The organism is Acutalibacter sp. LFL-21 (assembly GCF_025630755.1).
GTDB lineage: Bacteria > Bacillota > Clostridia > Oscillospirales > Acutalibacteraceae > Acutalibacter > Acutalibacter stercoravium.
The window spans coordinates 75,515-96,067 of record NZ_JAOTNT010000009.1; the positions used below are offsets into that span (position 1 = coordinate 75,515).

At 55.9% G+C, this 20,553-nt stretch carries 15 protein-coding genes and 3 rRNA genes; 8 read left to right on the plus strand and 10 right to left on the minus strand.

Annotation, left to right across the window (positions count from 1 at the left end):
- Positions 1-202: 202 nt before the first annotated feature.
- Positions 203-3,451 carry an S-layer homology domain-containing protein gene (locus ODJ80_RS11410; protein WP_263042183.1) on the plus strand — a complete coding sequence of 1,083 codons (3,249 nt, stop codon included), beginning with the start codon at positions 203-205 and terminating at the stop codon, positions 3,449-3,451.
- Positions 3,452-3,826: 375 nt separating this feature from the next.
- Here ODJ80_RS11410 and ODJ80_RS11415 read toward each other — a convergent pair whose 3' ends face one another.
- The 8 genes from ODJ80_RS11415 to rplM form a co-directional block, all read right to left on the minus strand.
- Positions 3,827-7,186, minus strand: coding sequence for an S-layer homology domain-containing protein (locus tag ODJ80_RS11415; protein WP_263042184.1), 3,360 nt, complete (start codon positions 7,184-7,186; stop codon positions 3,827-3,829).
- A 445-nt stretch (positions 7,187-7,631) separates the two neighbouring features.
- The gene (locus ODJ80_RS11420; RefSeq protein WP_178865194.1) at positions 7,632-7,946 is read right to left on the minus strand and encodes a hypothetical protein; all 315 of its coding nucleotides are present in this window, start codon (positions 7,944-7,946) and stop codon (positions 7,632-7,634) included.
- Positions 7,947-8,004: 58 nt separating this feature from the next.
- Complete coding sequence (gene rpe, locus ODJ80_RS11425; RefSeq protein ID WP_263042185.1) at positions 8,005-8,634, minus strand: ribulose-phosphate 3-epimerase; 630 nt, start codon at positions 8,632-8,634, stop codon at positions 8,005-8,007.
- A 198-nt stretch (positions 8,635-8,832) separates the two neighbouring features.
- Entirely contained in the window at positions 8,833-9,756 is a 924-nt protein-coding gene (locus tag ODJ80_RS11430; RefSeq protein ID WP_263042198.1) for an AEC family transporter, read from the minus strand.
- 72 nt (positions 9,757-9,828) lie between these two features.
- Complete coding sequence (locus ODJ80_RS11435; RefSeq protein WP_263042186.1) at positions 9,829-10,128, minus strand: hypothetical protein; 300 nt, start codon at positions 10,126-10,128, stop codon at positions 9,829-9,831.
- A gap of 123 nt (positions 10,129-10,251) precedes the next feature.
- The gene (locus ODJ80_RS11440; RefSeq protein WP_263042187.1) at positions 10,252-11,685 is read right to left on the minus strand and encodes a ubiquitin-like domain-containing protein; all 1,434 of its coding nucleotides are present in this window, start codon (positions 11,683-11,685) and stop codon (positions 10,252-10,254) included.
- Positions 11,686-12,499: 814 nt separating this feature from the next.
- Positions 12,500-12,901 carry a 30S ribosomal protein S9 gene (rpsI, locus tag ODJ80_RS11445; protein ID WP_263042188.1) on the minus strand — a complete coding sequence of 134 codons (402 nt, stop codon included), beginning with the start codon at positions 12,899-12,901 and terminating at the stop codon, positions 12,500-12,502.
- A 14-nt stretch (positions 12,902-12,915) separates the two neighbouring features.
- A complete protein-coding gene (rplM, locus tag ODJ80_RS11450) occupies positions 12,916-13,344 on the minus strand; it encodes a 50S ribosomal protein L13 (protein WP_263042189.1) in 429 nt (142 codons plus the stop codon).
- Positions 13,345-13,658: 314 nt separating this feature from the next.
- Here rplM and ODJ80_RS11455 point away from each other — a divergent pair, with 314 nt between their 5' ends.
- The 7 genes from ODJ80_RS11455 (at position 13,659) to ODJ80_RS11485 (ending at position 19,326) form a co-directional block, all read left to right on the plus strand.
- Positions 13,659-14,375 carry a tRNA 2-thiocytidine biosynthesis TtcA family protein gene (locus ODJ80_RS11455; protein WP_317619915.1) on the plus strand — a complete coding sequence of 239 codons (717 nt, stop codon included), beginning with the start codon at positions 13,659-13,661 and terminating at the stop codon, positions 14,373-14,375.
- Positions 14,376-14,520: 145 nt separating this feature from the next.
- A 5S ribosomal RNA gene (gene rrf, locus ODJ80_RS11460) occupies positions 14,521-14,637 on the plus strand.
- A gap of 367 nt (positions 14,638-15,004) precedes the next feature.
- Positions 15,005-15,121: ribosomal RNA gene (gene rrf, locus ODJ80_RS11465) — 5S ribosomal RNA — on the plus strand.
- A 191-nt stretch (positions 15,122-15,312) separates the two neighbouring features.
- Entirely contained in the window at positions 15,313-15,876 is a 564-nt protein-coding gene (locus ODJ80_RS11470) for a hypothetical protein (RefSeq protein WP_263042190.1), read from the plus strand.
- 91 nt (positions 15,877-15,967) lie between these two features.
- Positions 15,968-17,416: an MBOAT family O-acyltransferase gene (locus ODJ80_RS11475; RefSeq protein ID WP_178864054.1), complete on the plus strand. Its 1,449-nt coding sequence runs from the start codon at positions 15,968-15,970 to the stop codon at positions 17,414-17,416.
- Between the two features lie 18 nt (positions 17,417-17,434).
- The gene (locus ODJ80_RS11480; RefSeq protein ID WP_263042191.1) at positions 17,435-17,785 is read left to right on the plus strand and encodes a DHHW family protein; all 351 of its coding nucleotides are present in this window, start codon (positions 17,435-17,437) and stop codon (positions 17,783-17,785) included.
- 35 nt (positions 17,786-17,820) lie between these two features.
- A complete protein-coding gene (locus ODJ80_RS11485) occupies positions 17,821-19,326 on the plus strand; it encodes a DHHW family protein (RefSeq protein WP_263042192.1) in 1,506 nt (501 codons plus the stop codon).
- A 65-nt stretch (positions 19,327-19,391) separates the two neighbouring features.
- On the opposite strand, the gene ODJ80_RS11490 is transcribed toward ODJ80_RS11485, so the two are convergent.
- Both ODJ80_RS11490 and ODJ80_RS11495 read right to left on the minus strand, forming a co-directional pair.
- A complete protein-coding gene (locus tag ODJ80_RS11490; protein WP_263042193.1) occupies positions 19,392-20,204 on the minus strand; it encodes a hypothetical protein in 813 nt (270 codons plus the stop codon).
- A 232-nt stretch (positions 20,205-20,436) separates the two neighbouring features.
- Positions 20,437-20,553, minus strand: a 23S ribosomal RNA gene (locus tag ODJ80_RS11495); the annotation flags it as partial.

A 20,553-nucleotide genomic window follows, 5' to 3' on the forward strand; every position in this document is an offset into this window, starting at 1 on the left:
CTCCGCCCTCCCTTCCCCTACAAGCGCCCTGCCGGGGCAGCAGTTCAACCCCATTTCTTTTCCTCTTCTCCCCCTTTTTCCCCTCTTTTTCAGCCTTTTCCGGGCCTTTCCGGGCCGCTTTTTACAAATGACAGTTTATAGATAACTTCAACTCGCGGGGAAAAAGCCCTGCGAGAATCTAAAATTTAAGAGGGTTGAAATTATGAAGAAAAGCAAGTTTCTGAAGAAATCACTTGCGATGCTTCTGGCTGTCATGCTGGTCGTCGCAATGATTCCGCTCAGCGCTGCGGCTGCCGAGGGCGTTACCGTAAATGTTAACGGTAAACCCGCTACCAGCAACGGCACTGAGTACACCGCAGAGGCTTCCGGTTATACGGTTGCAATCTCTGCTACTGTACCTGATGGTTCTTCTTTTGTCCTTTATGACAAAGATAACGCAACCATCGCCGCTACTGGAAGCGTGAATCTGAAGACCCAGGCTAAGGATGAGGGCAACGATGTTTACTCTCTCACCTTCCGGGTCAATCCCACTACTTCTGACAGTGATGCTCCCGCTGAGCTTTGCACTCTGAAGATTACTGTTAAAGAGGCGGCTCTGAACGGTGATGCCACGATCAAAGCCGTGAAAGACATCGATAACATGAGCAGCTACGAAATTGCAGACAATACCATCACTATTTGGTATGACTTTGGCAAGGAGATCGTTGCTCCCACTGCTGCCAACTTTGTTACCACCGCTACCACTCCTGGTGATGCCACTGTTCAAAGCCCCTCTATTTCTGGCAACAAGGGCACTGTGAAGGTTAACGCTAAGGACGGTTCCTCCAAGACCTACAATGTGGAACTGAAGAGCAATCCCGGCTTTGAGACCTTCACTGTGAACGGTCAGGTTGGCGACAGCGTTATCACTGCTAACGGCAACGTCACAAACACCGTTACTGCCAATGTTGCTTTTGGCACCGATTTGGAGAAGATCGTTCCCACCTTCACTCTGGGTGACACCATCACTAAGGTAACTGTTCAGAAGAACGGCGAAGACGTGGAAGTAAAGAGCGGCGAAACCGAAGTCAACTTCAAAACCAACAGCACTGTTACCTTTAAGCTGTACGTGGGCGAGAATGATAAGACTGGTGTGCCTGTGAATGTCACTCTGACTGCAAAGGACAACACCGAGGCCGTTCTGAAGACCATCAAGGTCGGCGACAGCAACGAGGTGGAAATTGCCGAAGGCGCTACCACTGCTACTGTGGAAATGCCTGCTGACTTTGATTTTACCTCTGTTGCTGCGGATAGCGTGACAGTTTCCGGCACCGCTTCTGAGAATGCGGGTGTTTCCATTCCTGCTCAGTCCGGTAAGACTAGCACTGCTACCGGCGGCAAATACTCTATCCCTTCCGTTGATGTCAGCGGCGAGTACTTCATTATTCGTGTGAAGGCTGACCAGGGCGACGCTTACACTGATTACCGTATTACCCTGACCAAGGCTCCCAAGGATCAGGCCCTGCTGGGCGACGTGTCCGCTAAGACCAAGGTCAATGGCGAAGAGGTTGTCTATACTGCTACTTGGTCTGGCAACGAAGGCACACTGAAGCTGCCCTATTCCGCTAAGGATGATGCTAAACTGGCTGACTACACTCTGCTGAACCCCAACCACAGCACTGGTGCTAATGTAACTCCCGCTCTGGCTGGGCAGACTCTGGCTTCTGTGTTTGGCACAAATGAGTCCATCACTGTCACTGTGACAAATGGCGATGTGAAGAGCACTTATACTATCAAGCTGGACTACGAGACTCCCAAGTACAACCGCGACGTGACCAGCGCCGAGGTTACTTCCACCAACAAGGTCAGCGCTATGGATAGCGACAATACCTACAGCGTGTCTGTGGGCACTGCCACCAACAAGGCTGACGATAAGACTGTCAAGACTCTGAAGGTCAATGTGCCCTTCTCCTTTGATGCTTCCAAGCCTGTTTACTTCTCTGATCTGACTCTCAGCGAGGGCGCAAAGATTTACAAGCAGGACGGCACTGAGATCAAAGCTCTGGATATGGATGGCTATGGTGAGCAGGCTGCTGCTACTGGCCTGACTTTGAATGCTGACGAGGGTATCGACACTACTACTGGCAAGCTCGACACCAGCAAGGCCGTTCCTGTGTATGTCCTCAGCGAGTCCAAGTGGGTGGGCGCTACTATTGATGCATCTTACCTTACCAATAACGCGACTCAGTATTGGGTATACATTGACAGAGCTCCTGCCATGACGGGAAGCACTCTGAATACTCTGTCCGGTTCTCTGGAGTATAACAACAAGACCTATGAGATTACCGGTGCTGTTTCTAGCGGTAAGGTGAAGGTTACAGTTCCCGCTACCATGCCCAAGGATGGAACTGCTGCGACTGTTTTCTACTTCGATTTCTCCGCTTCTTCTCAGGCCACGGTGGAGGCTGTTTATTCTGGCGGCAGTGTCGAACTGCCCAAGGATTATACTGCTGGCAAGACCGATAAGGGCGCTATTGCCTATTATGATGGCAAGTTGAAAGTTTTCGATGGTTCCAACTGGCAGGAGATTACTTCTATTGATGTTACCAACGAGCGCGGTGATGATACCACCAAGTACACCCTGGAGCTGGAAGTTGCCAAGGCTGAGACCGGTGCTCTGCTGACTTCTGCTAAGGTGAACAATACCACTGCTTCCATCGACAACACTGCTGAGACCGTCACTGTGAACCTGCCCTTTGGCACTAAGCTGACCATGGCAAACCTGACCTTGGAAGCTTCTAAAATGGCTACCATCGCTATCAACACTACTGCTAACATCTACGATCCTGATAAGATCTACGACATCTCCGGCGACTTCAAGATTATCGTTACCGCTGAAGACACCAAGACTCAGAAGGTTTATAGCCTGAAGGTCACCACCGCTGACCAGTTCTCTGACGTTGACACGAACGACTGGTACTACAGCAACGTGATGCGCGCGGTGGAGCTGGGCATCCTGTCCGGTTACACCGACGGCACCTTCAAGCCGATGAACAACATCACCCGCCGCGACTTCGCCATCATGCTGGCACAGTCCCTGGGCCACGACAACGACGAGAAAGCCACTTCTCCCTTCAAGGATGTGGCCGACACCGACTACGGCGTGAGCTCCATCGCTTACCTGTATGAGAACGAGATCACCGTGGGCGACAGCAACGGCAACTTCAATCCCGACGCCAACATCACCCGTCAGGAAGCTGCTATCATGCTGGTGAAGGCCTTCGAGGCCACCGGCACCTCCAGCGACCTGTACGCGGATGACGCGCAGATTGCTTCTTGGGCGAAGAGCTTTGTGTACACCGCCAAGGCCGCTGGCCTGATGAAGGGCGATGACCACAACGAGTTCAACCCCACTGACAGGCTTACAAGAGCTGAAGCCGCGTCCGCTATGGTCAACGCGGTTGATAACTGAGGTTTCAACTCTACTTAATTTTATGATTACCCCATAGGGCAAGGGCGCTGCCGGAAGGCGGCGCCCTTGCCCTTTTCCCGGGAGAAGGTTACACAGAAGGACAAAAGAGAAAGCCAGGCAGAAGGAACACCCCTTCTGTCTGGCTTTTTGCGCTGTTCAGCAAAAGATCCGCCTGCAAACGCTTTGGATTTTCCTTTTCACCGCCTTGCTTTTCAGGCCGTGCTTTTTTGAAAATAGCGGCCTCTGCCGCCCCTGCCGCAGGCATAAGGGCAGATTGTCCTGCCCGCTCACAGGCCCCCAGGCAAGACAAAAGGGACAGCTTGCGCTGTCCCTCCTGCCTATGGGGTAATCATAAAATTAAGTAGAGTTGAAACCTCAGTTATCAACCGCGTTGACCATTGCGGACGCGGCTTCAGCTCTTGTAAGCCTGTCAGTGGGGTTGAACTCGTTGTGGTCATCGCCCTTCATCAGGCCAGCGGCCTTGGCGGTGTACACAAAGCTCTTCGCCCAAGAAGCAATCTGCGCGTCATCCGCGTACAGGTCGCTGGAGGTGCCGGTGGCCTCGAAGGCCTTCACCAGCATGATAGCAGCTTCCTGACGGGTGATGTTGGCGTCGGGATTGAAGTTGCCGTTGCTGTCGCCCACGGTGATCTCGTTCTCATACAGGTAAGCGATGGAGCTCACGCCGTAGTCGGTGTCGGCCACATCCTTGAAGGGAGAAGTGGCTTCCTCGTCGTTGTCGTGGCCCAGGGACTGTGCCAGCATGATGGCGAAGTCGCGGCGGGTGATGTTGTTCATCGGCTTGAAGGTGCCGTCAGAGTAACCGGACAGGATGCCCAGCTCCACGGCGCGCATCACGTTGCTGTAGTACCAGTCGTTCGTGTCAACGTCAGAGAACTGGTCGGCGGTGGTGACGCTGATGGTGTAAGTAGCGCTGTTCACGCCGTTCTCAGAGACAACAACAAACTTTTTGTCAGAAACGAAGTTATAGGAAGCATCAGCAGCAACCTCATGACCTTCCTTAGTGAGAGCTACATAACCATTAGCAGCCACGTTGAAGGTGGGAACCAGAGAAGTTACTTCGGCGCCAAAGGGCAGATTGATGACAACCTTGTTATTGGCGTCGGGAGTGCCGGTAACACCATTAATAGTCACGCTGTTCAGCTTAGCAGTGGTGCCAGCGTCAGCAAATTTTACGGTGAGAGTATAGTCCACAGCACTGGAGGCCAGATTAGGATCTTCAGGAGTGACAGTAATGGTGGTGATGTCAACATCAGGGCTAGAGGGAGAGGGCTTAAATGTGATCTTCTTGTCCGTGTTGGCAGTGCCGTTATGAGCGGTCACTTTGGTGGAGGAAGAATCAACAGAGCCGTCAGCCTTCAGAAGCAGATCGGTCAAGCGGTCGGAACCCACAGTCAGAGACTCGCCGCCACGCACACTGTAGTCAATGTACAGCTTAGAAGCAGCATTACGCATGGTATCAGCGTAGTAGGCGGGCAGAGTGATGGTGATATCAGTTCCGGAGACAGAACCCTTAACAGTGGTCTTGTTCTCAGCGTCGTACACACCGAAGCTAGTGATTTCAGCGGTAGTACGGGCAGCCTGCTTCTCCAGGGTCAGCTCATAGATAGAGCGCTTGCCCAGATTGGTGTTCACAGTGATGTCATCAATGTCAGCGTCAGCGGGAACAGTAACAGCTTCACTCACAACGACCAGCTGCAGAGCCTTATAGCCAGAAGCGTTCTTTTCGTATTTATAAGTGTCAGCATCGGGCAGCTTGACAGTGACAGCGCCCTCAGTGTCCTCATTCAGAACATCCAGCTTGACCAGCTTATTGCTGTCCTGAGAATCAACATAGTACAGGGTAGCTCCCTCGGGAAGAGTAGTAGCTACATAAGCAGTCTTCAGGTCATCCCACTGATTGAAAGCAACCTTCGCAGTGATCTTCTTGCCAGAGATGGAAGCGTCGACAGTGTTCGTGTCATTGATTTCGTCATACTCATCCGCGCTGGTCAGGCTGACGGCACCCAGGGTGCTGTTGGTCTTGGCAGCAGCGTTCTTGAAGACGATCTTGTAAGTCTTGCTGTCCAGCTCGGGAGTTTCAACAATGAAACCAGCGCCAGTAGCAGCGGCGTCTTTAAAGCCTTCCGCGCCGCCAGCAGGAATGATATTCTGGTTGGTAATATCGCTCAGCTTAGAACCAGAGATGGGAAGAGCATCCACAGTGGAACCACTGCTGGGAGTCCAGAACAGCTTCCAATCCTCAACGTCGGCACGCTCCTTCGTGGAATAGGGAACCTCAAAGGTGATGGTGCCAGCACCATTGTCGATCTTGCCTTCGTACTGCTTGCCATCCTTGTCTTCCAGAGTCATGTCGGTGATGGCAGCGGGGGTGGCAGCGGCAGTCTTGATGGTCAGCTTGTAGTCAACCACCTGCTTGGGATTGTTACCTTCCTGGCCGGCAGCAGTAGCCCGCAGGATATAGGAATCCTTGGTCAGATCAATGGCACTTAGTAAAATAGGATCATCATTTTCGTCAGTGCCAAGCACGGTAACAGTACTGGTGGTATCGCTGCTCAGAACAATCGCACCGTTCTTAACACGCAGGGACTTGGGCAGCTCCAAGGTGATGTTGGTGCCGTCAATAGTAGCGGCATAGTTGCCCACAGACAGGCCCTTGATAGCAGCCACGGGATCCTGAGAGGGAACTTCAAACTTCAGTTTCCATGTTTCCTCGCTGTCCTCGCTGTACTTCACAGTCAGGGCAACCTCCGCAGAGGTGATTTCACCATTAGCGCTCAAAGAGACACCGTCAAACTTATTCAAATCATATTCGGTGCCGCTGACAATTTCGGTATTGGCATTGCCATCATAGTTAGCAATGATTTGAGCAGAAGCGTACGCCTTGGTGAAAGTGGGAGTGAACTTATAGCTGCCCTTATCATCGGCCTTAGTGCCATAGGGCATATGGATCTCAACGGTCTTGTCCCCAGCGTAGTTCTCGGTCACACGGCTGATATCAGCAGCCTTGCGCTCGCCAGCCACAGAGAACTCGGTGAAAGCCTTGGCAGAGACCAGCTTCACAGTGTACACAGCCTTGTTGCCGCTCTCGGCAGTTACAGTAAAGGAAGTGCCAGTGGAAGCGTCAACAGGAACTGCGCTATTGGATTTGTAAGAACCATCCGTCTGCTTAGTTGCACCGCTGATACCCTGGATTTTGTCACTATTGGGAGTGATGTTAACATAAGCGGAAGCAGTGCCATAGGGAACAACCACGGTGTAGGCATTGCCCACATAGGACACATCGTACATGCCGTCCACAGTCAGAGACTTGATGGAGGTGTCGGTGTTCTTGGCAGTCACGGTGTAGGTAACGGTGACAGTGGCAGTCTTCACACCATCGGTGTCATACACGTCGAAGGAAACGGACTTCGCCTCTTTTTCTTCGTCGCTCAGAGTGAAAACGTACACACCATCATTCTGAGTTTCATCCTCTCGATTGATGCTGCCTACGCCATTCTGCAGCGTAACAGCAACTTTAACAGCACCTGTACCGGGATCAGCGATCTCCGCGGTATAGGCATCGCCGCTGCCGGTGGCGACTACGTCATTCACTTTGATCTGTGAAATGACAGGAGTCTCCGCAGCCGCAGCGCTGAGCGGAATCATTGCGACGACCAGCATGACAGCCAGAAGCATCGCAAGTGATTTCTTCAGAAACTTGCTTTTCTTCATAATTTCAACCCTCTTAAATTTTAGATTCTCGCAGGGCTTTTTCCCCGCGAGTTGAAGTTATCTATATAATAATCTTTGTCCCTGAAAAATGCAAGTCTTTTTTTCAAGTTTTTCCGGATTTTTGCGTTTTTGGTGGAAAATTACGAAAACCCCGGAAAATGGCGGTTTTAAGCCATTTTTGAGGAATTTTTGCCAGAGCTTCCGTTTTAGAAATCGGAGAAATATCCACTTTTGTTTTAAACAAAGCCAACTATTTTCAGCACTTTGCCCGCATCTGGTTTTAGCGCGCTAAAACTTTGGCAAATCCGTTCAATTCCAGTGATTTTCTTTCAATTGGATTGTAAAACTTGTCCATTTTCCCGAAGAGGGCCGTGTTTTTTTCACCATATACGGCCCTGAAAATGGAAGAGGGGGCGCCCTGCCTTCCTATTAAATTAGAAAAGCGTCACTTTCGCCTGTGATGCAGCGCCCCGCCCAGCTCTCCCACCGCGTCGCCGGAGAGCCGCAGCCCGTGCTCCTCAAAATACGCGTACAACACGGGACAGGGGCCCAGCTCCCGGGCAAAGGGGGCCGCCGCCCTTCTCACCTGGGGCCGCTGCCCCAGAGAGGCCCTCACAGCCAAATAGTACCGCCCTCCATACAGGCACAGGGACGCCCCCACGCCTGGAACGCTCCCATAGAGAGCCGCCACGGCGGCGCACAGCGGCGTGGCTCCCAAAAAGCAGAACACAAGGGGCTGCACAGGTGATCTCAGTCTCAAGGCCAGCACCTCGCAGTTTTTTTACCATACTATGGCGAGGGCTTGCCCTTGTTTCTTCTCACTCTCCCCGCAGCCGGGCCATGGCTTCCGCCGGGCGCTCTGCCCGGAATACCGCGGTGCCCGCCACCAGCAGGTCCGCACCGGCCTGGCGCACCAGGGGGGCCGTCTCCTCGTTGACCCCGCCGTCCACTTCCACCACCAGGTGCGGGAAGCGTTCCTTCAGCTGGCGGATCTTCTCCAGGGGGGCCTCCATCAGCTTCTGCCCGCCAAAGCCCGGCTCCACCGTCATCACCGTGACGCAGTGCAGCCTCTCCCCATAGGGGTACAGCGCCTCTGCCGGAGTGGCGGGTTTCAGCGCCATGCCGGGCTTTGCGCCGCTTTCCTCAATGGCCCGAAGCACCCGCTCTGGGTCGTCGGCGCACTCCACATGGAAGGTAAGCCAGTCCGCCCCGGCCTTCCGAAAGACCGGCACATAGGGCAGGGGGTGCAGCAGCATCAGGTGCACGTCAAAAATTTGGCTGCTCTGGGGCCGCAGGGCCTCTACCATCTGGGGGCCCATGCTCAGGTTGGGGACAAAGTTCCCATCCATGATGTCGATATGGACCGCTTCCGCCTGCTGGACCCGCCGCAGTTGTTCCCCCATGGCGGAAAAATCCGCCGCCAGCAGCGAGGGCGCAATCATCGTCATAGCCATCCCATCCTTTCCTCTTGCTGCCTTTATTGTACACGGGGCCGCTGCCTTTTTCAATGAAAAGCGCCCTTTTCTCCCTTTTTGACAAGGAATGCCGCTTTACAGGGGCTTTTTTCTATTTTCCAAAAATCCCCCCTGAATGGGGAAAGGGGCCGGCCCTGAGGCCGCCCCCTTTAAAACGCCGCTTTCTTCTTATCAATATAAGAACTCGCATACGGCCTGGGCCAGAATGGTGAAGGTGGGGATCGTGATGATGGAAAGAACAGTGCTCACCGCCACCGTCTTGGAGGCCAGGGCCGAGTCCTGCTTGTACTGCACGGCGAACAGCACGGTGTTGGCCGCCACCGGGCAGGCCGCCTGAATGACGCTGGTGACCAGCAGCTGTTCCTCCGGCCGAATGAAGACCAGGCACAGCAGGAACACCGCCGGCGCCGCCACCAGCCGCAGGGCCGCCATTTTATACACCGCCAGGTCGGAGATAAACGAGTGCAGGTCCACCTTGGCCACATAGCTGCCAATGACCAGCATGGCCAGGGGTGTGTTCAGGTTTGCGAAAAATCCCACCGGCTCCGCCAGCACGGCGGGAATGGGGATCTTTAAAAAGTAGATGGGCAGGCCGAAGATCAGGCCGATGATGCCCGGGTTCAGCAGCAGCACCTTCCAGCTCATCTTCTGGCCGCCGCTCATCATTCGGAACCCGTAGGTCCAGCAGATGAGATTGAACACCACAATGAAGAAGGAGCCGTAGATAACGCCCTTGTCCCCCACAATGCCCTCTACCAGGGGCAGGCCCATAAAGCCCGCGTTGCTGAAGATGGTGGCAAAGCGCAGCACCTTCTGCCGCTGGGGCGGCTCCTTGCGGAAAAAGCCATAGCTCAGGCCAAGGCTCAAAAAGATGGCCAGGGCCGAGGTGCCCACCGCCATCAGCAGTTCCATGGGCTGCAAGTCGTCCTCCGAGGTGATGAAGGAGTTGATGATGAGGCAGGGGGTGACGATCTGCAGCAGCAGGGTGTTGATCTCTGACGTGCCCCACTCTGTAAAGATCCCCTTTTTCGCGATATAATACCCCACAACGATCATGATGAGCATGACCGCTACCTTAGAGACAATGGTCAGCATGGCTTCCACAGCGTGTTCCTCTTTCCCTCCGGCCTGGCCGTTTTTTCCAACATTCCCCTTCCAACCAGGGGCTCAGTCCTTTTTGGGGCCCTGGGGCCGCTCCTTTTCCCCGGGGTCCCGCCCCTTTTTGCGGTACTCCTTGACAAAAACCGCCACCAGCACCACCAGCACCAAGGCCGTGATGACCTTAAAGACAATGCCCCAGCCGCCCGCGAACAGGTCTGCCTCTGGCAGCAGACAGTCCGCCAGCCACCAGCCGCCCAAAAAAAGGAAATATCCCCCCGCCACATAGAACACCTTGTTCTCTTTGGAAAGGGAGAAAATCAGGATCAGCCCAGCCGCCAGCATCATCACCGCGTATATGTAATGCAAAGCCCTTCCTCCTTTCTCCCCGCGGGGGGCGTTGTCCTTCTTATTATATAGGAAGCCTGGGGAAAAAACAAGTAAAAAGGGAAAGCGCCCCGCAAAAGGGCGCTTTCCCCGCATTCCCCCCGGTTAAGAGAGGATGTAAATATTCATCGTCCTGCGGCCGATCTGGCTGCACTCCTCGATGGTGTTATAGCACAAGTCCGCGATGATATCCCCCGCCATGCAGGCCCCGCCGGTGTCACCGGCCACGCCGTAGCCGTAGACCACGCTGCCGTCCGGGGAGGTGATGTACATTTTCGTCCCATAGGGGATGATGTTGGGGTCCACTGCCACCACGCCGTACACCGCGTCCCATCCCAGGGAGGTGGTGCCGCCGGGCACGGAGTAGGCCGTGCAGGTGCCGGAAAGCATGGAGCTGTAAGAGACCGTGTTGCCGTACATATCCACAAAGGTGCCGGCCACATTGCCAGTGCCGTTGCCGCCGCTCACATCGGGGGCAGAGGTGCCTGTAGAGGGCTCTTCCTCTTTTTCCAGAGTGCCCCGCAGAACCACTTCAGGGACCGGCTCCTTCGTCACCTCTTCCGAGACAGCCTCCCGGCTCTCCTCTTGGCCGTCCACATAGGTGACTTGGTAGGTGACCTCTTTCTCGCCCTTCACACCCGCGGTCTTCACCTGGGTTTCGCCCACATAGAGGGAAGAGGTATCTTGGTACTCGGTCTCAAAGGCGACCTCCTCGGTCTTCTTCTCCTCTTTCACTTCCACCCGCTGGACCGTGATCGCCATGCCGTCCTTCACCTTCTCGGTGAGCTCTGGCTGCACCCGGTCTTTCTCTCCCAGCTGGACGCCGCACTTCTTCAGGGCGGCCTCCACGGTCTGGGCAGAGGTTTCATACTCCTGGGTCTGACCGTCGGCGGTGATGTTCACCTTCATCATCCGGGTCACCCGGATGTGCATTTTATCGAACAAGGGCTCGTCCTTCTCATAGTTCAGGGTATCGTCCTGCCCCACGGTGACGCCCGCCTCTTGCAGGGCATCCTCCACCGTACCGCCGGTGCGGGTCACCGTCTGGGTCTTCCCGTCGGCGTAAATGACCACCTGGCAGGAGCGGCGGATCTCCACCTGGGTGTCCCCCTCCAGCACCGCGTCCCGGCTGGGAAAGACCTGGTCCTCGTCCTTCAGGACGATGCTGTTCTCCAGCAGGGCCTGCTCCACCGTGTCGCCCTCATAGGCGGTGAGGTGGGTCTTCCGGCCGGCCTCGGCCACCGTCAGTTCCACGCCCCGGCGCACCACCACCGTGGTAGTGCCCTCCACCCGCTCGGCCACATCCAGCGGGCCCAAGGGCTCCATGCCCTGGGCCTGCGCCTGGGACAGGATTTCATCCAGGTCCGTGCTGACCATGCTGAACGTATAGGACTGGCCCCCGTCGATCACATTGGCGGAGACCGTGGTTGCCGTTACAGTCGCAATTGAGGATACACTGAGCGCGAGGACCAGGATGAGCGCGGCTGCCCCCCGGATGGCGAAGAGCTTGGGCGCTTTTTTCATGTGTCTTCCGTGCATACGAATGCTCCTTTCACCGCCTTTTAGGCGGTATCCGTGGGCTAGTATAGTAGAAAATCCACACCCTGTCAAAAATTCCACCCGCAGTTTTTTAGTTATTTTATCCAAATCTGAATGAAACATTCCTTGACATAATCCCCTTCCAGGGAGCTTTTCCCCTCTCATTTCCCGTTTTCCGGCAAAAACCGCCGCACAGGGGCTGTGCAAAATACATCAAAACCCGTTCTCCAATTCCGCCAAGAGCCTCATAAAATGAAAAATTTATGAATATTTATAAATATTCTCTCGGGGAAAACTCAGGAATACCGGGGATTTTTTGTAAACTACGTGTATAAAACTCTAAGTTCCCATACAGGAAAACCGGGCGGAAAAACGCCCAAATTCCGGGCCTTCCGCCCTTTCGTCCCTTGGGTTGCCCTGGGAAAGGTCCAGTTTCCCTTTTTACATCGAACATCCTTTCTGTTTTTTGCATGTTAATGCAGAAGGCTCCCGCAAAAGGCCAAAAAATTTTTTCAAAAAGGCAGCGTCCTCCCTATTTTCTCAGGAAAATCCCTGCCTGGTGGGGGAGAGGTGCCGGAAAACCCACCGTTCGGGTAGTTTTTCGCAGAAAGCATCCCTTTTTGTGGAAAAGTGGAACAGCCCCTACCACAGGTGGTAGAAGCCGCTTTTCGCCAATTTTTTCGTATACTAATATAATAGGGGTATAATAGGGGGGATTTTGTCAAAAAAGGGCAGCAAAAAAGCCCCCATACCGGGGGCTTTCCATTGCGAAGAAACCGCGGACCGCTTTCCCCACAGCGCAAACAGGAAATGTTTAGCGCTTGCTGAACTGAGGCGCGCGACGAGCGGCTTTGAGACCGTATTTCTTCCGCTCCTTCATACGAGGGTCGCGGGTGAGGAAGCCAGCCTTCTTCAGCATGGAGCGCAGGTTCTCGCTGTCATACTGGAGCAGGGCGCGGGCCACGCCATGGCGGATGGCGCCGGCCTGGCCGGTGACGCCGCCGCCGGAAACACGGCAGACGATGTCGAACTTCTCGTCGGTGCCGGTGAGAGCCAGGGGCTGGCGGACAATATACTTCAAGGTGTCCAGGCCGAAATAATCGTCGATATCACGGTCGTTGATGGTGATTTTGCCGGTGCCCTGATACAGGCGCACCCGGGCCACGCTGCTCTTGCGGCGGCCGGTGCCATAGAAATAAGGTGCAGATTCGTACATCGTTTAACTCCTCCTTACAGGTTCCATTCCACGGGCTTCTGGGCGGCGTGCTTGTGCTCGCTGCCGGCGTAGGCGCGCAGGCGGGTCATGGCGTTGCGGCCGATGGAGTTGGAGGGGATCATGCCCTTCACGGCAAGCTCCATGGCAAGCTCCGGCTTGGTCTTCATCAGGGTGTCATAGCGGGTGGCCTTCAGGTGGCCGATGTACCCGGTGTGGCGGTAGTAGTACTTCTTCTCCGCCTTGCCGCCGGTGAGGACGGCGTCCTTGCAGTTGATGATAATGACATGGTCGCCGCAGTCCACATGGGGAGCGAAGGTGACCTTGTGCTTGCCCCGCAGGAGCACGGCAGCCTGAGCGGCTACACGGCCCAGAGGCTTGCCCGCGGCGTCGATGACATACCATTTGCGGTCGATCTGACCGGCTTTCGGCATTGTGGTAGACATAGCTTTAGACCTCCAAAGTTTGTAGCATGTATTTGAAAATGTGTCCAAACAAGCGTAAGCGCCCGGTTTTGGGCGCTTATAGATGATAGCACAGGTTTCTGCCCCTGTCAACAGGTTTTCCCGGATTTTTTAATTGGCTTTTCACATCCTCTTAATATCTCCTGTTTTTACCCATTTATCTCTTGTTTTCTCACTTGTGATTTTCACTTTCCGGCAGCCCCCGCCGGCACCTGGTCGCGATTCGCTTCCCAAGGGCTTGTAAACCGGGGCGGTGTGGATTATACTAGAAAAGCTTCTTTACTATATAAGGGGGAATGGCAATGGACAAGCTGACGGGGCGGGTGCGAGCCGCCGTGCAAAAATACGATCTCATCGACGAAGGGGACAAGATCGCCGTGGGGGTCAGCGGCGGCAAGGACAGCCTGTTCCTGCTGTGCGCCTTGGCGGAGCTCTCCCACTACTATCCCAAGCATTACACCGTGACAGCTGTCACCGCCGACCCCTGTTTCGGCGGGGTGCCGGGGGATTACTCCCAGATCCAGCGCCTGTGCGACAGCCTTTCCGTTCCTTATATTATTAGAAAGACAGATCTGGGCCCCCTCATCTTTGAGGAGCGCAAAGAGGAGAACCCCTGTTCCCTCTGCGCTCGCATGCGCCGGGGCATCCTTCACAACCTGTGCTTGGAACTGGGCCTGAACAAGCTGGCCCTGGGCCATCACTTTGATGACGCGGTGCAGACCTTTTTTATGAACCTGTTCTATGGGGGGAAGATCGGCTGCTTTTCCCCCAAGACCTTCCTTTCCCGCAAACAGATCACTGTCATCCGCCCCCTGGTTTTCTGCGAGGAGCGGGAGATCAAGGGCGCGGCCCGCCGGCTGGACCTGCCCGTGGTGAAAAGCGCCTGTCCCGCCGACGGCGTCACCGCCCGGAAGGACACGGAAGAGCTGGTGAAAAAGCTGGAAAAAGACTTCCCCCACCTGCGCCAAAAGGTGCTGGGGGCCATGCAGCGGGCCGGGCTGGATGGATGGTGAATCAAAATATAGGAATATCTGCGGAAATTATGCCTATATCTTGTGTTTCAAAAGATTTTTGAATTTTTTTGAAAAAAGTGCTTGCAATTTGAAGAAGGCTGTGGTATTATTATTGAGCCGTCGAGAGAGACGGCAAAACAAAATAGTTGGTGTTGATTGCCGCGAGGGTCCACCCGTTCCCATCCCGAACACGGAAGTTAAGCTCGCCGGCGCCGAAGATACTTGGCTGGTGACGGCCCGGAAAAATAGGTTTTCGCCAACACTGAAAGCAGTCGCCCAATAGGGCGGCTGTTTTTTTTCGCCTGCGGCGGGCAAGACGCGCACGCGCCTGTTTGGGCGCGGAGTTTGGATAGCAAGACTGGCTGGGAGGCCCGCGTCTGGGCCGGGGACGGAAGCGGGGGTTTTCTCCCCTGCGGCGGGCAAGACGCGCACGCGCCTGTTTGGGCGCGGAGTTTGGATAGCAAGATTGGCTGGGAAGCCCGCGCTTAGGCCCGAGGGAAGCAGGAGGTTTTCTCCCCCACTTTCCCCTTTCAAAAACTTTTTTGGAAAAATTTCAAAAAAGGGGTTGCATTTTCCGGAGAGGTGTGGTATGATAACTAAGCCGTCGAGAGAGACGGCAAAACAAAACAGTTGGTGTTGATTGCCGCGAGGGTCCACCCGTTTCCATCCCGAACACGGAAGTTAAGCTCGCCGGCGCCGAAGATACTTGGCTGGTGACGGCCCGGAAAAATAGGTTTTCGCCAACACTGAGAACCACCTGCAGATGCAGGTGGTTTTTTGTTTTTCCCCGTTACCAGTTATTCCAATTTTCCCCGGTTTTCCGCAGGCGTATTTCCTGTTTTTCGTCAGTTTTTTTGCGGCTTTTCCCTTGACTTGCCACCCTGTATGACGTAAACTAGGACTTAGATATTTTGTAAACCAAAAGGGGGTTTTTCCCATGCGAAAGGGGAAGCTTGGCCTTGTTCTGTGCCTGTATCCCATCTTGGCATTTGCCTGTGTCATTGTAAGCCAACCGCTGCTCTGCGCGCTGATTTTTGCCTTTGTGCTTCTGGCAGAGCGGGATGAGTGGACCGGCCGGCAAACGCTGCAGGCGTTGATCCTGTCCGCCGTCACCGCCTTGGTGCGGGAACTCCTGGTCTATGGGGCCAGCCTCTTCCCCCCTTATTCCGGCTTTTTCCAGATGGTTTCCGTGGCGCTGGGCGCCCTTTCCGCGCTGGTTTACCTGGTTGCCATCATCCTGAGCATCCTAGCCATTCTGCGGGTGATGAAGGACCAGGAGGCCGGCCTGCCCCTGCTGTCTGGCCTGGCCTATAAGGCCTATGGCAAACGCAAGCCCCAACCCATGCCCGGCCAGTACCCCCCGCCCTATGGGGCGCAGCCTCCCTATGCGCCGCCCTACCAGCAGCCCCCTTACCCTCCCCAGCCGGGGCCCTATCAACCGCCCCAGCCGCCTGTACCGCCTCAGAACGGGCCTCAGCAGCCCAGCGGTCCTCAACAGTAACCGTCTTGCCATGTATGAGCCCTTCGGCTCGGAACCGGGTCGAAGGGTATTTTTTCCCCTTTTATTAATTTTTCCGTAGGAGGGTTTGGGCGTGGTCTTTTCATCCCTGGTATTTCTGTGTGTGTTCTTCCCCTTGCAAATGCTTCTTTACACCTTTGCAAGGGGCATTGAGGCCAAAAACACGGTGCTTATTTTGTTCTCCCTGGTGTTTTATGCCTGGGGCGAGCCCTTTTACATTGTTCTTCTTCTCTTCATGGCCTTTGCGGACTGGGCCATCTCCCAGCTGATCTACAGATACCGGGGCACGGGGAAGAGCAAGGCCTTCCTGGTGCTGGGCTGTGTGATTGACCTGGGGCTGCTGGCGTTCTTCAAGTACACCATGTTCCTCCTCAACGAGACCCACGACTGGTTCGGTTTCCCCAGCGTGGTGCCCCAGATTGCCCTGCCCATCGGCATCAGCTTCTACACCTTCCAGCTGCTCTCTTACATGGTGGACGTGTACCGCCAGGAGGTGCCCGCCCAGCCCAAATTCCGGCGGCTTCTGCTGTACGTTTCCCTGTTCCACCAGTGCATCGCCGGGCCCATTGTCCGCTATCAGGACGTGGCCGAACAGATCCTCTGCCGCCATGTGGACAGCGAGGACATGCGCAACGGCATCAACCGGTTTGTCTCTGGCCTGGCCAAAAAGGTGCTGCTGGCAAACGTCTGCGGGCAAATCGCCTCCCGCACCATTTTAAGCGGCGCCCTGGCGGACAGGGCCAGCAACATGGCCACTTTGGAAAGCGCCTCTGCCCTGGCCCTGTGGCTGGGCTGCTTTGCCTATGCCCTGCAGATCTACCTGGACTTCTCGGCCTACTCGGACATGGCCATCGGCATGGGCCTGATGGTGGGCTTCCGCTATAAGGAGAACTTCAACTACCCCTATTTGGCCAACTCCATTACCGATTTCTGGCGGCGCTGGCACATGAGCCTTTCCTCCTTCTTCCGGGATTATGTCTACATCCCCCTGGGGGGCAACCGGAAGGGCAAGGCCCGCCAGGCCCTAAACCTGCTGATCGTGTGGTTTTTAACCGGCATGTGGCACGGCGCCGGGTGGAACTTCATCCTTTGGGGGCTGTACTACTTCGTGTTCCTGGCCCTGGAGAAGTTCCTCATTCCCGGGCTGCAGCGCCTGCCCGCCTTCTTTGCCCACCTGTACACCCTGGTAGTGGTGTTCTTTGGCTGGGTGCTGTTCTACTTTACCGACTTTACCCAGGGATGGGTGGTCCTGAAGGGCCTGTTCTGCCTCAACGGCAACCCCCTGGTGAACTTTGAGGGCCAGAACCTGTTCCTCAACTACCTGTTCTTCCTGATTGTGGCGGTCATCGCCTGCACGCCCCTGCCCCGGATTCTATACCATCGGGTGTGCTCCTCCACCAATGGGGCCGCCATTGCCTTGGGCACCGTGCTGGAGTACCTGCTGCCGGTGGCCGGCCTGCTGTTTTCCATCAGCTACCTTGTGGGGGATTCTTACAACCCCTTCCTGTACCTGCAGTTCTAACGGAAAGGAGAGTTGAACATGCGCCACGCCAAACAGCATAAACGAGGCTCTCGGGGAAAGGCCGCTCTGTTCTTCCTCGCGCTGTATGCCTTTGCCGTGTTCTCCATGCTGCTGCCCCTGCGGCCCACGGAATCTGTGATGGAGAAGCGGAAGCTGACGGAATTTCCCATTTTTTCTGTCGAATCTTTGGGAAACGGCGAATACACCAAGGGCATTGACACTTGGTTTGCCGACACCTTCCCCTTGCGGGATATCTTCTTCCAGCTCAACAGCTGGGTGCAGTCCTTCTACGGCATCAAGACCGTGGAGATCGTGGGCAATTTGGAGCAGGGCGATGAGATCCCCGATGCCCCTTACACCGGTGAATAAGGCCTTGGGCCGCTTGAAGAAAGGATGATTGAAACATGCCAAACAACTACACCCCCCGGCGGGCCGCCCCGGACCGGGAGCCGGAGCGCCGCCGTTCCAGTTCCCCTGCCCCCCGGGAGACCCGCTACAGCCAGGAGAGGCGGGCTTCCCGGGAGACGGGATACACCTCTCAGACGCGGCAGTCACGTTCCTCCAGCGAAGGCTACACCCGCACCCCGGGCTACACCGCCGAGGATCTGACGCCCCGGCCCCCCCGGAACACGGCCCCGCGCACCTCTCGGGAAACCAGGCCCATGCGGGAAACGGGGCGTGAGACCAGCACCTATGTGCACCGGTCGGTTCCCAGCAGGCGCCGCCGGAAGAAACAGCCCCCCATCCTGCCCATCCTGCTCCTGCTGGTGATTGTGGTGCTGGCGGTGGTTATCTTCTTCGTGGTGCGGGGCTGCTCCTCCCAGCCCGCCCAGGGCGGCGGCACCCCCAACAGCTCCCAGAGTTCCGCCGTCAGCGGGGAGACCTCTGGCGCGGCCTCCGGTACGCCGGAAAGCAACGCCAGCGGCGCCGCGGCCACCCCCACTCCGGCTCCCTCGGAGGAGCCCACGCCCGCTCCTCAAGAGGACCCGGACGCGGCCCCTGAGACCGTGGGCGGCCTGCTGATTGTGGGGGACACAGCCTATGAGTACTACAATTTTAAAGAGGAATACGCCAACCAGTATATCACCGCTGTGGCGGACGCGGGCGAAAAGCTCAACGGCATTGCCACGGTGTACGACATGGTCATCCCCACCAGCATCGACATCGACCTGCCGGAAAGCTATATCGACCGGAACCAGCTGAACACCTCCGATCAGCGCCAGGCCATCGAGGACTATATCTACCCCTCCATCAACGCCATGAACTCCTCTGTGAAGACGGTGAGCGTCTTCGACGCTTTGAAGTCCCATGCCAACGAGTACCTGTACTTCCGCACGGACCACCACTGGACCCAGCTGGGCGCCTATTACGCCTATGTGGAGTTCTGCAAAGTCCGCGGCTTTGAGCCCGTGGCCCTGGACCAGTTTGACAAGCAGGAGTACACGGGCTATCTGGGCAGCTTCTACACGGACACCCAGAGCGGCGCCCTGGCGGCCAACCCCGACACAGTGGAGGCCTACTTCCCTCAGGCGGACACCACGCTGAACGCCACCCAGGACGACGGCACTGTGTTGGAGAACTGGCCCCTGATCGCGGACGGGGACACCTACGGCGAGACCATGAAGTACCTGATCTTCGCGGCAGGGGACCAGCCCTATGAGGAGATCACTAACAACGACATGGCAGAGGGCCCCAGCTGCATCGTGGTGAAGGAGAGCTTTGGCAACTGCTTCATCCCCTTCCTGGTGAACCACTACAAGAACGTGTATGTAGTGGACTACCGCCACTATGAGGCGGGCACCGTGACCCAGCTGGCCCAGGAAAAGGGCGTGGACGACGTACTGCTGCTGAGCAACATCTCCATGACCCGCAACGAGGGCCTGGTAAGCCAGTTCAGCAACATCTTCTAAGCCCTTCCTATCGAGATAAAACAGCCCCCAGCGGTTTTTAAGCCGCTGGGGGTTTCTCATTGCTTTTAAGGGCCGGGGAATACGATGGGGTCGTAGAGAGAGATGGAAAGGGACACCTGGGTCATGGTTTCCCCTAAAATCAAGCCTTGCCCTTCCAGGCGGGTGGACAAATCCCCCTCTTCCTCAAAGGTCTCAAAAACCAGGGTGCGGTCCGCCACCTTCCTGCCCCGCTTGTCCTTGATCTCCTGCCGGATTTCCCCGGAGCTGGTCAAGCCGTACAGGGCCTTCTGCTCCTGGCAGAGGCTTTCATAGAGGGCGGACAAGTCCTCCCCCTCCTGAGCGGTGCGGACCAGTTCACAGCGCACCAGGGCGTCGTCTTCAAAGGTTGCCTCCACCTGGAAGGTCTCTCCCAGCAGCCGCACAGTGCCCATCTCATAGGTGGTGAGCACATAGGCCGGATACATATTCATCAAGGCTGGAACCTCCTGGCAGTCCACAGGCTCCTGTTCAGGCAGACCCACAAACAGGGACAAGGTGCTGGGGTCGATGCCGTAATAAAATCCCGGGAGGAGGAAGTCGCCCTGCTGGTTCTGAAGATCCTCCAGGGAAAGCCCCCCTTCCTCTCGGCTCTCTTCCCTCTCCGAGGCGGGAGAAGCGCTCTCCAAGGCGCTGGAGACGGGGGGAAGGCTCTCCTCTTCAGGCGCTGGAGTGACCTCAGGGACAGGAATACTCTCCGCAGGCGAAACAAGGCTTTCCCCCTCCAAAACGCTGGAGGAAGGGGCGGATGGAATGGTGGGCTCCCCGCTTTCCGCGCAGGCCGGAAGGGCCGTCAGAAGGGCCGCCAGCAGCGCCAGAAAGGCCCGTTTCCCCTTTTTCATATTCCTTTCCCCTCCCCTTCTTTCCCACATTATACGCCGCGGGAAGGGGCTTTGTAAAGAAAAAAGAAAAAGCCGCCTTTCGGCGGCCAGTGCCTTGCGGCAATTAGGGTTGAAGATGAAGCAGGATAACAAAAAAGGCCACCCGATCGGATGGCCTCTGTACCCTGAAAACTGAACAAAGCGTAAAGGAGAAGAAACGAGAGACGCAATGACTAAATCTCGAAAGAGACCTATGGTCAAGCCCTCGGCCTATTAGTACTGCCAAGCTGAACATGTTACCATGCTTACACACGCAGCCTATCAACCTTGTAGTCTACAAGGGGCCTTACTGGCTTACGCCATGGGATAT

Bases quoted from the DNA above. Each gene is read 5' to 3' on its own strand.
- ODJ80_RS11410 (WP_263042183.1), top strand. From the start codon at position 203: ATGAAGAAAAGCAAGTTTCTGAAGAAATCACTTGCGATGCTTCTGGCT.
- ODJ80_RS11415 (WP_263042184.1), bottom strand. From the start codon at position 7,186: ATGAAGAAAAGCAAGTTTCTGAAGAAATCACTTGCGATGCTTCTGGCT.
- rpe (WP_263042185.1), bottom strand. From the start codon at position 8,634: ATGACGATGATTGCGCCCTCGCTGCTGGCGGCGGATTTTTCCGCCATG.
- ODJ80_RS11430 (WP_263042198.1), bottom strand. From the start codon at position 9,756: ATGCTGACCATTGTCTCTAAGGTAGCGGTCATGCTCATCATGATCGTT.
- ODJ80_RS11440 (WP_263042187.1), bottom strand. From the start codon at position 11,685: ATGCACGGAAGACACATGAAAAAAGCGCCCAAGCTCTTCGCCATCCGG.
- rpsI (WP_263042188.1), bottom strand. From the start codon at position 12,901: ATGTACGAATCTGCACCTTATTTCTATGGCACCGGCCGCCGCAAGAGC.
- rplM (WP_263042189.1), bottom strand. From the start codon at position 13,344: ATGTCTACCACAATGCCGAAAGCCGGTCAGATCGACCGCAAATGGTAT.
- ODJ80_RS11455 (WP_317619915.1), top strand. From the start codon at position 13,659: ATGGCAATGGACAAGCTGACGGGGCGGGTGCGAGCCGCCGTGCAAAAA.
- ODJ80_RS11470 (WP_263042190.1), top strand. From the start codon at position 15,313: ATGCGAAAGGGGAAGCTTGGCCTTGTTCTGTGCCTGTATCCCATCTTG.
- ODJ80_RS11480 (WP_263042191.1), top strand. From the start codon at position 17,435: ATGCGCCACGCCAAACAGCATAAACGAGGCTCTCGGGGAAAGGCCGCT.
- ODJ80_RS11485 (WP_263042192.1), top strand. From the start codon at position 17,821: ATGCCAAACAACTACACCCCCCGGCGGGCCGCCCCGGACCGGGAGCCG.
- ODJ80_RS11490 (WP_263042193.1), bottom strand. From the start codon at position 20,204: ATGAAAAAGGGGAAACGGGCCTTTCTGGCGCTGCTGGCGGCCCTTCTG.